11 protein-coding genes and 1 tRNA gene are annotated in these 12,183 nt (G+C 60.1%); 4 read left to right on the forward strand and 8 right to left on the reverse strand.

The features are described from left to right. Positions 1-41: 41 nt before the first annotated feature. Positions 42-278 carry a hypothetical protein gene (locus E4021_RS01350; RefSeq protein WP_136456099.1) on the forward strand — a complete coding sequence of 79 codons (237 nt, stop codon included), beginning with the start codon at positions 42-44 and terminating at the stop codon, positions 276-278. Positions 279-319: 41 nt separating this feature from the next. On the opposite strand, the gene E4021_RS01355 is transcribed toward E4021_RS01350, so the two are convergent. Both E4021_RS01355 and E4021_RS01360 read right to left on the reverse strand, forming a co-directional pair. Continuing rightward, positions 320-405, reverse strand: a tRNA-Leu gene (locus E4021_RS01355). 128 nt (positions 406-533) lie between these two features. Next, the gene (locus tag E4021_RS01360) at positions 534-1,346 is read right to left on the reverse strand and encodes an META domain-containing protein (protein WP_136456100.1); all 813 of its coding nucleotides are present in this window, start codon (positions 1,344-1,346) and stop codon (positions 534-536) included. Positions 1,347-1,597: 251 nt separating this feature from the next. Here E4021_RS01360 and E4021_RS01365 point away from each other — a divergent pair, with 251 nt between their 5' ends. Then, positions 1,598-3,343 (forward strand): DEAD/DEAH box helicase, encoded by a 1,746-nt coding sequence (locus tag E4021_RS01365; RefSeq protein WP_136456101.1) that lies wholly within the window; start codon positions 1,598-1,600, stop codon positions 3,341-3,343. A 15-nt stretch (positions 3,344-3,358) separates the two neighbouring features. Here the strand turns inward: E4021_RS01365 and E4021_RS01370 are convergent, their stop codons facing one another. From E4021_RS01370 to E4021_RS01380, 3 genes are read right to left on the reverse strand one after another with little or no spacing between them, the layout of a single operon-like run. After that, a complete protein-coding gene (locus E4021_RS01370) occupies positions 3,359-4,063 on the reverse strand; it encodes a 3'-5' exonuclease (protein WP_136456102.1) in 705 nt (234 codons plus the stop codon). Continuing rightward, complete coding sequence (locus E4021_RS01375; protein WP_136456103.1) at positions 4,063-6,000, reverse strand: DUF294 nucleotidyltransferase-like domain-containing protein; 1,938 nt, start codon at positions 5,998-6,000, stop codon at positions 4,063-4,065. The genes E4021_RS01370 and E4021_RS01375 overlap by 1 nt, the downstream gene beginning before the upstream one ends. A 19-nt stretch (positions 6,001-6,019) precedes the next feature. Continuing rightward, the gene (locus tag E4021_RS01380; protein ID WP_136456104.1) at positions 6,020-7,255 is read right to left on the reverse strand and encodes an ABC transporter permease; all 1,236 of its coding nucleotides are present in this window, start codon (positions 7,253-7,255) and stop codon (positions 6,020-6,022) included. 84 nt (positions 7,256-7,339) lie between these two features. On the opposite strand from E4021_RS01380, the gene lipA reads away from it, so the two are divergent. Beyond that, the gene (lipA, locus tag E4021_RS01385) at positions 7,340-8,212 is read left to right on the forward strand and encodes a lipoyl synthase (RefSeq protein ID WP_136456105.1); all 873 of its coding nucleotides are present in this window, start codon (positions 7,340-7,342) and stop codon (positions 8,210-8,212) included. Positions 8,213-8,265: 53 nt separating this feature from the next. Then, on the forward strand, positions 8,266-9,612 hold the full coding sequence (locus E4021_RS01390) for an HTTM domain-containing protein (protein ID WP_246050191.1): 1,347 nt from the start codon (positions 8,266-8,268) through the stop codon (positions 9,610-9,612). Here the strand turns inward: E4021_RS01390 and cysM are convergent. Genes cysM through E4021_RS01405 form a run of 3 tightly spaced genes read right to left on the reverse strand, consistent with a single transcriptional unit; the run spans position 9,602 to position 12,099 of the window. After that, a complete protein-coding gene (gene cysM / locus E4021_RS01395) occupies positions 9,602-10,474 on the reverse strand; it encodes a cysteine synthase CysM (protein WP_136456106.1) in 873 nt (290 codons plus the stop codon). The two genes, E4021_RS01390 and cysM, sit on opposite strands and share 11 nt — an antisense overlap. Beyond that, on the reverse strand, positions 10,471-11,577 hold the full coding sequence (locus E4021_RS01400) for a helix-hairpin-helix domain-containing protein (RefSeq protein ID WP_136456107.1): 1,107 nt from the start codon (positions 11,575-11,577) through the stop codon (positions 10,471-10,473). The genes cysM and E4021_RS01400 overlap by 4 nt, the downstream gene beginning before the upstream one ends. A gap of 12 nt (positions 11,578-11,589) precedes the next feature. After that, positions 11,590-12,099, reverse strand: coding sequence for a DUF1761 domain-containing protein (locus E4021_RS01405; protein WP_136456108.1), 510 nt, complete (start codon positions 12,097-12,099; stop codon positions 11,590-11,592). Between the last annotated feature and the right edge of the window lie 84 nt (positions 12,100-12,183).

The following is a 12,183-nucleotide window of genomic DNA, read 5'->3' on the forward strand; positions in this document are numbered from 1 at the left end:
GGCGGCCGAAAAGTACGATATTCGCCCCAACCACCCCCGCCATGACCATAAGCCTCGTCGGACTCCTTATCGAACTCCTGCTCCTGGCCGTCGGAGTGTATCTCTACCTGTTTGCCCGCGGATTGATCAGTTTCGGCAGTCCGGAATCCCGCGCCCGCGCCGAGGCCTTCCGTGCCGACAACGCCACCTGGATGCGCCTCCTGGGGCTGGCCCTGGCCGCGCTCATGCTCGTCAATGTGGTCCTGCACGTGCGCGATCTCGTGCAGGGAATAGGGTAAATACAAAGCGGCGAACGACCCCGAAGGCCATCCGCCGCTTGTACCCGGAACGGGAATCGAACCCGTACTCTCAGTACTGAGAACTGGATTTTAAGTCCAGCGCGTCTACCAATTCCGCCATCCGGGCGGGTGGCCGCAAAGATAGTAAAAAGGGCGGGCGGGGCGGCCTCGATTCTCTTCCAATTTATTGAAGCAATTGTTCACACCTGGGTCGCAAACGGAACAACCACCTTGGTCAGGAAAGGCAAAGGGGCATTACCGTTGCCGCATGTTGCGGGCCTCTGCAGCTCTTAGGGTGGCTAATTCTTCCTGCCGGTTGTCGAGCAGGACCAGCATGCCGTCCTCCATGCGGTAATTCATCGTCAGGCGCAGCGCGTTCAGAAAGTGCTGTTCCAGATCCAGGTCCTCGCACGCCATTTTCGTGGCCATCATGGGGGGGAAAGACAACCCCTGACGCTCGAGCGTATAGGTGCCCCGGTAAGTGTTGCAGCCGGCGAAGCCGCTGGCCCGGTTGCCGTTGGCCTCCAGATACAGGGAAGGTGGGCGTTTCATGGCTTTCACTTCCTCACCGGCCACCCTGACGAGTTCCCAACGCTGTTCCATCAGGCCGGACACGTCCTTGTTCAGGTAGTACAATTGCGATAGTGAGCCTTCAATGGGCACATTGATCATGTCCATTTGTCGCAGGTAGTTCTTGCCCACCTTGTAGTAGATCGGCCGATCGGTAGAGTCGATGTCCAGCAGTTTAAGACTTTGGCCACCCGGTTCCCAACTGAAACGACCCGTGTAGGTCTCCGGCTCGGCGGAAGCCTCTACGCGCCGGGTGGTAAGGGTATAGGTGGTGTCCGGAAGAAGCCGCAGGGCAGTTTCCACGCCCGCTTTCTCCTCTCCGTCGGGTACGATGCCCGCGTATACACCTACCCAGTCCGAGGCGGTCGGGCGGGCCGGGGTGGTTTCCTCCTCCATGGTTGGGGCAGGAGAACCAGTGACTTCAGGGGGCGCTTGTCGGCTGCAAGCCGCCAGCGTGCCAACGAACACTGCCAATAGATAACCCGCATTGATTTTCATAGTGTGTCTAAGGTTTGAGATGAAACGCGGTCGGCGGCGAATAGTGCTGCCCCGCTAGCCCCGGTGGCGGGAGGGTGGGCAAGATGCAGCGCCTTCATTTTCTGTGAATTACAAGTAAATAGAAATAATGCGGAAATTAATGCGTACCTTTGCGCCTTCTTACAATCACACGGGTGGTTTAGAGGGTTTACGCTGGGGCGCTTTCGAGGCGTATTGTAGTAGACCGTTTCACCCGTTTAAATACAGGTGAAATGGAAAATTTCAATGAAACGTCGCTACGCGACGACGTCAAACAAGCCGTTGCGCAACTCGGCTTCACTACCCCCACGCCCGTTCAGGCCAAGACCATCCCCGCGATCCTCGGGTCCGACCGCGACCTCATCGCCCTGGCCCGCACCGGCACTGGTAAAACCGCTGGATTCGGACTTCCCGTAGTCGATGGCATCGACACCGAAGTCGACGCCGTGCAGGCCCTCATCCTTTGTCCCACCCGCGAGCTCTGTCTGCAGATCACCCGCGACCTTACCGACTACGCCCGCTACCGCAAGGGAGTCAACGTAGTGGCCGTGTACGGTGGCGCCAGCGCCGGCGACCAGATCCGTGCCATCCGCAACGGAGCCAATATCATCGTTGGCACCCCGGGCCGCACGCTCGACCTCATCAACCGCAAGAAACTGGTCGTCGACCAGCTGAAGCGGGTGGTACTGGACGAGGCCGACGAAATGCTCAACATGGGTTTCCAGGAAGAGCTGAACGGCATTCTTGACGCCACGCCCCGCGAAAAGCAGACCCTGCTCTTCTCGGCCACCATGCCCAAGGAGGCGCGGAAGATTTCCACGGATTACATGAACGATCCCCAGGAGATCAGCATCGACCACACCGATGCCGGCAACTCCAACATCACCCACCTTTACTACAAGGTTAAGGGTGCCCACCGCTTCAGCCTGCTGAAACTGCTGGTGGAGCTGGACCCCGACATGTACGCCGTGATCTTCTGCCGTACCCGCCGTGAGGTGGACGGTGTCGCGGAAGATCTGCGCTTCGCCGGTCACGCGGCCGACGCGCTGCACGGTGATATGAGCCAGGCCCAGCGCGACGACGTAATGAAGCGCTTCCGCAAAGGGCGCATCAAGCTCCTGGTTGCTACCGACGTAGCGGCTCGCGGACTGGACGTTTCCGACCTTACCCACGTCATCAACTACAACCTGCCCGACGCCCCCGAAGTCTACGTACACCGCAGCGGCCGTACCGGTCGTGCCGGTAAGGAAGGCGTCGCCGTGTCCATCGTTACCGGACGTGAAGTACGCAAACTGCGCGACATCGAGCGCTACGGCAAGATTGAGTTCACCGAGGCTCCTATCCCGAGCCAGGATGAAGTTTACCGCCAGCGTGCCGTGCGCTTCGTCGATTCGGTCAAGGAAGCCAATCTCTCCGACCAGAAGCTTTCTGCCCTCATTCCCGAGATCGTTGACGGTTTGGCGGATCTGGACCGCGAGGCCCTCATCCAGCAGTTCGTCGCCTTCTCCCTGGCCGATTTCAGTCAGCAGGTCGGCAGCAGCCGCCCGGTGGAAGCCGCTACCGAAGACAAGCGTGACCGTCCGGCGCGTGAACGCAGGTCCAATGTCAGCTACACCAGGCTGTGCATGTCGGCAGGGCGTCGGCAGGGCTACACCGTTCCCCAGGTCATCGGCATGCTGAACAAGAATGTACCCGGTCGCAAGGTCGACCTCGGTAAGATCGACCTGCAGAACAACCTGACCTTTATCGACGTCGACAGCACCGAAGCCGGTCGCATCGTCGCCGCACTGGCCGGCAAACAGGATAAGGGGACTGAAGTCAACCTGCGCATCTACGATGGCCAGGGTGGCAACGAAGGCTCTGACGACTCGCCCCGCGGCAAGCGCCCCCGCAACAAGTACAAGACGGTCGCGGGTGGCACCCCGGGCAGTTTCGCCAAGCGCGACAAGAAGAAGCACCGCAAGGGCCAGGGGAAGTAAACTCTCCTGATTGGGTCAAAGATCCTGCACCCGCAGGTCGTGACCTACCCGCACGGCCAGCCGCGACAGCAATTTCAGCCACAGTACGCCGGTGATGTAACAGTCGCCCAACGACGTATGCCGGTCGGAAAGGGGTATCCGGTAGCGGCGTGCCAGCGCATCCAGACTGAAGTCGTGGTCGGGAGTCCAGTACCCGGAGGGTCGAAGCCGCCTGGCCAGATCCGCCGTGTCGATCACCCGGTTGCGGAGGGGGCCCGCCCCGTGGCGTTGCAGGGTTTGATTGAGCATCGCTACGTCAAACCCGATGTGGTGACCCACGATCAGTGATCCACCAAGGTAAGTGAGCAAATCCGACAACAGCGTAGGTTCGTCCACGTAGCTGTACCGCAGTGAGTTGGGTATGATGCCGTGGATGGCCACCGCCTCCGAGTGCTCGAAGCCGGGCGGGGTGGGGAGGTAGGCCTCAAACTTCTCCCCGAGGTTGATGCTGTTGCCGTAAACCTTCAGGGCACCCAGGCTCAGGATGCGGTCCTGCCGGACGTCCAGCCCCGTAGTTTCCGTATCAAGGATGACCACCGGTACCTCACGCAGCAGGCGGTCCGGGGGAAACTCATGCTGCACTTCCGAATCGTAGCGGCGGTAATATTCCGGCCACGCGGCTTTTTCTTGCTTAGCGCCCCGCTCCGTCAGCGTATCCCACCACCTGCGTAGGCGTTCCATCAGCGCAAAAAGGTTAGCTGGAAACGGATTTCGAGCAGCTGCTGAATCTCCTTTACGGGATTGAAGCTGTTGCGGAGCAGCAGACGTTGCACCTGCGTTAACTCCTCCGGACGCACGAAACGTCCATTGTCGCCCCGCTTCAGGCCCAGTTCGGCGCGCAGGCGGATCAGCAGTTCATACGCCTCGGCCGCCTCCTCGTATACGCGTGCATTTTGGGGTTCCAGCTTTGCCAGGGCCTCGTAGCGGCGCAGGGTATTATTGATGTTGCCCTGTTGGGCCTGCAGAATCAGCACCCGCGCCGCGTCGGTCAGGGGCCGCATGGCCCGGGCCTTCAGGTCAAACTGGTCTTTGTGCTCACCCGATCGCTCCACAACGAAATTACGGAAGAAGGTAAGCGGACTGGGGTTCTGTAAGGCCGCCATGGCCAGGGAGGCCTGAAAGCGGGTGCTTTGCCCCCCCATCTCGCTGAAGATGTGGGTGGTAAGCTTATCGGGCAGGGTGCCGTCGCCCCACACACCGCGATAATCGAAGAAGATGGAAGTATTCAGCAGATTTTCGGCCGTGTTCTCGTGCATCCACTCGCTGAACTGATCCTTCCACCGGCTCACGCTCAGGCACCACTTGGGATTGCTGGCCATCATGTCGCCGTCGCAGTAGTGATAGCCTACCTCGTTCAGAAATTCCGTTACGTAATCGGCCAGTTTCAGAAAGTAATCCTTGGTGGAATTGTACCGGGAAGGGCTCACGTCTTCAAAGATCAAGGCGTTGTCCTGATCCGTCCGCAGCAGTTGTTCGCCCCGTCCCTGGCTGCCCAGGGTGAGCCAGTCGAACAATGCCGGGGGGTTGCCGTGACCGTCGGCCTGCATCCGGGCCAGACCCAACTTGATGCATTTGCGGATAATCTCGTCGTTGATTTGGGTCATCACCGCGGTGATGTAGCCGATCGCGACTTCCTTCTCGAGGTAGCCGCTGAGGAGGCGTTCGGCGCGGTCGCGGAGTTCGCGCAGGTAGCCCGCCGAACGTGCCGAACCGATTTCCTGAATGACCACCGCGGGGTTGTTTCCCTGCAGCAGTAACAGATCGTGCTCGCTCACTATTCCGGTTACCCGTGATTTGTCAGTACCGTCCTCGGTCTGCACCAGGTGATGGTAGCCGGTCTTCAACATCCGGATCTGCACGTCGGCCACGGTGGCGTCCACGGGGATACAGGCGACGGGACTGGACATTATGGTGAGTACCGGCAGCTTTCGGCTGACCACGCCCGTGGCTACGCACCGCCGTAGGTCACGGTCGGTTACGATGCCGATGGGGTGGTGCTCTTCGTTGACCACGAGAATGGACCCGATGCCGTGGTCCGTCATGCGACGGGCAGCTTCCATGATTGTTTCATTGGCCTGACAGACTACGGGTTCCCGCGAGCGGTGCAGTGATTGCAGTGGCAGGAGGTCGGGCTCTAGTTGTCCGTTATCGTCATCCGTTTTCTGCCGGCGTGCCGCCCGGTATTCCAGGTTGTAGCGACTGCTTCCCGCCATGCTGGTGGCCAGGTATTCCAGCACCCGCGGATGGTGGGGGATGATGTCACGAAACCCTTCGCTGTTGATGGCGTAAAGCAGTGATTCCTCCACCGCCCGCGCGAGGAAGACGTAGGTGTCTTCCGCCAGCAAGGGACGAATGCCGAAGATGTCCCGTTCGCCGCAACGCTCAACGAGCATTTCCTGTCCGTCGGCATCTTCGCTATACAATTCGATAATGCCTTCCTTGACCACGAAAAATCGGTCGCGCGGCGGCTCACCGGGTCGGAATACTACAGTGCCCGGTGGCTGATAACGCACTTCTACCCGGGAGGCTACCCGCAGCAAGGATTCCTGGTCGAGGTAACTGAAAGGGGCGATATCCTTCAGAAAGTCATAGACCCGGTAAGTGATCTGGTTCGGCATCGCCGATAATGTACAGCACTTATTCGTACCGCAACGACTCAATGGGGTCGAGGGCGGCCGCGCGCAGGGCAGGGTAGAGTCCGGACAGCAGGCCGACGACTGTACACACGATTAATGCCAGGCCGATCCAGAGCCAGGGCACGAGGAAACTTCCCCCGGTGAATATCACCACAACGTTGCCCGCGGCTACCCCGAGCAGGATACCGAACAGTCCGCCCAGTTGACATATCACCACGGCCTCGATCAGGAACTGTAGCAAAATGTTCTGCCGCGTTGCGCCAAGCGCCTTGCGCACGCCGATCTCCCGCGTACGCTCCGTGACCGAAACGAGCATAATATTCATCAGGCCAATGGCCGCCCCCAGCAGGGTCATTAGCCCGATACTGATGGCCGCCAGCCGCAGCATTACGGTATTGTCCTTGATGATCGATACCAGGTCGGAGCTATTGGATACCTCGAAGTCATTATCCTGTCCGGCACGCAGGCGTCGGACCTTGCGCATCGTAAGGGTGGCCTCGGCCATGGCCGCGTCGATTCCTGTCGGGTCCCGGACCGCGATCAATATGTCGTAGTTGGTATTGTTGTTAGCATAAAAGCGCTTGGCTTCCTGCAGGGGGATGAGCACGCGCTTGTCGTTGCTCGTCATGCTGGCCCCCTTGCTCTTTAGCGTGCCGACCACGGTGAAGCGGTTTCCACCGGCGGTGATTTCCTTGCCAATGGCGAAGGCGTCGTTGCCGTTGAAAAGGTCATCCACGATCTCCGAACCGAGAATGGCGATGTTGCCCCCCTCGCGTACTTCCCGACGGGTAAAATTTCTTCCGGTAGCGATCTCGAACCCCTTGCTGTTCAGGTAATTGGTGGTCATTCCGTAGAGGGATACGTTGGGGTTGGTTTCCCGGGCCTCGTAGCTGACCGCCGTGGCGCCGCGGGCGGGGAAACTGACGCTTACGTCCGCGGGGTATTCATAGGTCTCCATGAATTCCATAGCCTGGCTGTAGGTAAAGGGCTCGGAGCGCTTGCCTTCGTTGCGGCCGCCGCGGGAGCGTACCGTTTCGCGCTTACGGTCGATCTCGAAAGTGTTGGCGCCCAGACTGGAGAGGTTGGAGGAAAGGGAATAGATGGCCGCATCGATGGCCGTAAGGATGCCCACCAGCGCCATGATTCCTACCGCGATGATCAGGGTGGTCAGCAGGGCCCGTAGCCAGTTGGTGCTTACGCTGCTCAGGGCCACTCGAATATTCTCGATTAAATCCATAGACCCCAAATGTAGCGGGGGCTTGTCGAAGGGGGAATGTTTTTCGACGAACAACCAATTTGGGGTACCTTTGTACCTATAGTTATGATTGATCTCCCAGTAGCTCCCGCCCGCGCCGAACGTCAACGTAAACCCGACTGGTTGCGCGTCAAACTGCCCATTGGCCCCGATTACAAGCGGGTGCGCAAGCTCGTCGACGAGTACCAGCTGCACACCATATGCCAGAGCGGCAACTGTCCGAATATGGGCGAGTGCTGGGGAGCCGGCACGGCGACTTTCATGATCCTGGGCAATGTTTGCACCCGATCCTGCAGCTTCTGCGCCGTCAAGACCGGCCGTCCCACCGAATACGACGAGGACGAACCCCGCCGCGTAGCCGAAGCCATCGACCTGATGCAGGTCAAGCACGCCGTCCTGACATCCGTCAATCGCGACGAACTGAAAGACCGCGGTGCCGAGATCTGGTACCAGACCGTCCGGCAGATCAAGGAACGCACCCCCCAGGTGACCATCGAAACCCTGATCCCCGACGTACGCGGCAACTGGGATGCCCTGTATCGCATGATCGACGGCGGCCAGGAGGTGGTGAGCCACAACATGGAAACGGTGGAGGAGCTTTACCGCAAGGTTCGCCCCCAGGGCCGGTACCACCGCAGCCTCGAAGAACTGAAGCGCATCAAGGACGCCGGCAAGCGCACCAAGACCGGCTTTATGGTCGGTCTCGGCGAAACGGAAGAGCAGGTGGAGCGAATCCTGGACGACCTGGCCGAATGCGGTGTTGACGTGGTGACCATCGGTCAGTACCTACAACCCACGGCCATGCACCTGGCGGTCGACAGCTTCGTGACTCCCGATACCTTCGCCCATTACAAGGCGCTCGGTATGTCCAAGGGTTTCGACTTTGTCGAGAGCGGTCCCCTGGTGCGGAGCAGTTACCACGCCGAACGGCACCTGTAAGCTCTAGCCGGACGGTTCCGGCGCCCCGAACCCCTTAAATTTTCCCCGTAGCGTTGCCGAACCGCACCGATTCTCCGGCCGTCGTCCCCATGTATACCCTGGTATGGCTGCGGGTCGCGCTGGGATTGCTCGGTGCCGGCGATATCCTGGGCAACGGCATCTATTACCACTGGCTGCGCGATGCTTACTCCGGTTTCACGTTTCGCTACTTCGGTTTTGAGTGGGTACACTCCCTGCCGGAACCCTGGATGGGTCTGTTCTTCGTCGTCGGCTTCCTTTCCGGCCTGGCGGTGGCCGCGGGCTGGCGCTTTGGGATCACGGCGCCGCTTTTCGCCCTTAGCTTCACCTATCTGTTCCTGCTGGAAAAGGCCCACTACCTCAACCACGCCTACCTGTTCGTCTGGCTGGCGTGGTTGCTGGTTTTTACCCCCGCCTGGCGCGAGTGGTCAATGGATGTCCGTCGTGACCCCACGCAGTGGTCGCCGGTTGCCCCCCGGTGGAGTGTGTACGTCTTTCCGCTACTGATGGGGCTGGTGTACTTCTTCGGCGGCATCAACAAGATCAGTTACGATTGGCTCATCGAGGCCTTGCCCCTGCACCTCTGGCTGGCGGCACGGGCCGAAATGCCCGTCCTGGGGCCCCTCTTCGCCCTGAAAGAAACCGCCTACGTGATGGCCTGGGGCGGCATGTTGCTCGACCTGCTTGCCCCCTTTATGCTGCTGCACCGCCGGCTGCGCTGGGTGGCGCTTGGGCTGCTGCTGCTGTTTCACGCCACCAACCACCTGATCTTCAATATCGGTATCTTCCCCTACCTCTCCCTGGTGTTGACGAGCCTGTTCTTCGCGCCCGACTGGCCGCTGCAGGTGGTGAACCGACTTGCCCGGCGATTTGCGATGATCGGTAAGTGGCAGCGGGACTGGCGTGCGCGACTCACCAAGCCGGTTTCCCCGGACAAATTATGGCACCCGCGCCCCGCCGCCCTGATCCTGTTGGTGGCCGTGCATGTACTATTGCCCTTGCGCAATCACCTGTTTGGTTCGGACGTGGACTGGACCGAGGAGGGACACCGCTACAGCTGGCGCATGATGCTGCGCACGAAACAGGGCAGTGGATTCTACCGGGTAGTGAATGGGCAAGGGGAAGTGCGGAATGTGTTTCCGTCCGACAGTCTGGACGAGCGGCAGTACAACAAGTTGGTGACGCACCCCGACATGATCCTGCAGTACGCCCACCACTTGCGCGACATGGCGGCCGGGCCGGTAAAAGTGTACGGAGAATTCAAGGTACGGCTCAACGGGCGGCGGCGTCAGGCCTTTATCGATCCTTCCGTTGATCTGGCCCGGATCGAATGGCACTGGTTCGCCACCAAGCCGTGGGTGCTGCCGGAAGTCAGAGAGTAGAGAGGTAGCGGTCGCCCCGATCGCAGATGATGCAGACGATCAAGGCCTGGTCCAGACCTTCGGCCAACCGAAGGGCCGCGGCCGTGGCACCACCGGAACTGGTCCCGGCGAAAACACCGCACTCCCGTGCCAGACGCGCGCTCATGGCTACGGCCTCATCCTCGCTTACGTCGATCTTCTGGTCTACCTGCCGCTCGTCGTAGATTGCGGGAACGAATTCGGGGCTCCACCGGCGGATGCCGGGGATACTGCTGCCGTCGGTGGGCTGTACACCGACGATCTGGACGCCTGGCGACTGTTCGTGCAAATACCGACCGGTGCCGGTGATCGTGCCAGTGGTGCCCATACTGCTCACGAAGTGCGTAATTTTTCCTTCCGTATCGCGCCAGATTTCCGGGCCCGTGGTGCGGTAGTGGGCCTTCCAGTTGTCTTCGTTGGAGAACTGGTTGACTTGCACGTAGCCGCCGCCGTCTTCCATTTCCTGGGCCAGTTCACGGCTGTACTCGATGGTGCGGTCGGCCGGCGTCAGGATCACTTCCGCCCCGTAGGCCTGCATGGTTTTGACGCGTTCTCCGGTGCTGTTGTCGGGCATGATCAAAGTCACTGGCAGGTGCAGGCTGGCGGCGATCATGGCGATGGCGATCCCGGTGTTGCCGCTGGTGGCTTCCAGCAGCCGTTTGCCCTCCGTGAGTTCCCCCCGGGAAAGCATACCCTGGATCATGCTGAAGGCCGCCCGGTCCTTGACGGAGCCGCCGGGATTCTGTCCTTCTAGTTTCCCGAGCAGCTTGATCTTGGGGTTGGATTGCAAACTGGACAAGTCGACCAGGGGGGTGTTGCCGATCAACGAAAAGAGGTGGTTCATAGCTGGAAGTTCAGGTAGGGCAACAGCGCGTGAAGGGTTTCGGTGGAGAGCGCCCGCACTTTTTTCAGGTCTTCAGCGCTGCGGAAAGGTCCGTGATTTTCCCGGTAGCGCACCAGCACGGTCGCGGTACTGCGCTTCAGCAAGGGGTGGTGGGCTAGTTCCTCGGCACTCAGCCGGTTGATGTACAGCGGCCGTACGATCGGACTGGCGCGGAGGAGTGGCAAGATTTCCCGGTACACGGAATCCGGTATACCGTAGGTAGTTGCGACCTGGTCCACCGTGGCGAAACCGCCTAGCCGCTCGCGGTACTCCAGGATGCGTCGGGCGCGGGAGGGGCCGATGCCGGGAAGGCGCGTCCATTCGTCCAGCCCCGCCTGGTTGATGTCGACAACGGAAATGGTGTCAATTGCCGCCACCTGTTTATTCGGGGCGAGGTCTGCGGGTGCCGTATCCTCGGGTAAGGCAATGCGTACGAGGTCCATCACCTCGTTCAAGCGACCGGTATCCAGGGCCCGCACGCGCCGCAGATCGTCCGGTTTTTGGAAGGTCAGGGGGCGGTAGCTGCGGTAACGCATTAGCGCCGCCGTTTCCCGCTCATTGAAGCCCAGTCGCCGCAGGCTGTCGGCCGACACGGTATTGGGATCGAAGAAAAATCGTTCGGGCGGAGAGGCCTGCCCTGCCGCTACGGTTTTGGTCTTTCGATCGGGGGGAGGGAAGCGGGCGAGCTCCTGCAGACGAATGGCCTGCTCGGGCTGCAGGACCCGCAGCCGACCGATGTCGGCCGCCGAGCGCAAGGGCCGCTTGTCGCGGTAGCGGATCCAGGCGGTGGCTTGCCGCTCACTCAGTCCCAACCGCTGCAGATCGTCAGCGGGCACGGTATTGGGATCGAAGGGAAAGGATGCGGCGGGGCGTGGGCCGGTCGCAGGAGCCGATGTGCGCATGCGGTCTGCCGCAGCGAACAGGGTGGAATCAGCGGTCGAATAGTCGACCCCTGCCGGCCCGGGCCAGTGGTGCGTCAGATAATAAGTAGAGGCAAGCAGCAGCAGGAGAATGATCAGGCCGCTTCGTTGATTTCGGGTGTAGGACCAGGGAGAAGAAGACAAAACAGGGGTTAATCAGGCACGATTTAGAAATTCACAGATCACCCCGCCCATAAGACCGAGGGTGATCGTCCAGTATCCGACGTGGATGAGTACGTAGTTCCACCGCCGCCGTTCGAAGAGGGCATTGATGCCCAGAATGCTTCCGACAAACACGACGGCCATGAGTGCACCGTGAAAAAATCCGTGACCGAAGCTCCGGTGCAGGTGATGAAGATCGGTGGACTCGGCGAAGGCCTCAACTTCCCGGGTAAGGGCGCTGCCGGCTTCCCCGAAGCCTTCCTGCATCATGAACAGGCTGTCCAAGGCAGTTTGGTGAATAACCAGGAAGGGCATCACCAGGGCAATCAGCACGCTGAAAAGGTAGGCCATACCAAAGATGACCGCCATGTTACCCCCTTGCAGCTTTTCGGCATCAAGACCGGTAGCGCGCATCCAAATTCCACCGACGACCCGTTCATTGTAATAAACGGCGCCGACCAAAAGGGGAATCAGGGCGGTAAGGGGATATACCCACCAATTCATACCGGATAATTACGTTGGGTGAGTGTGTGAGTGAAGCTAACCATAAATTTCGGGAAGCAATAATTCCGTTCGGGAAACAGAATA

This window comes from Neolewinella litorea (assembly GCF_004803465.1).
Classification (GTDB): domain Bacteria; phylum Bacteroidota; class Bacteroidia; order Chitinophagales; family Saprospiraceae; genus Neolewinella; species Neolewinella litorea.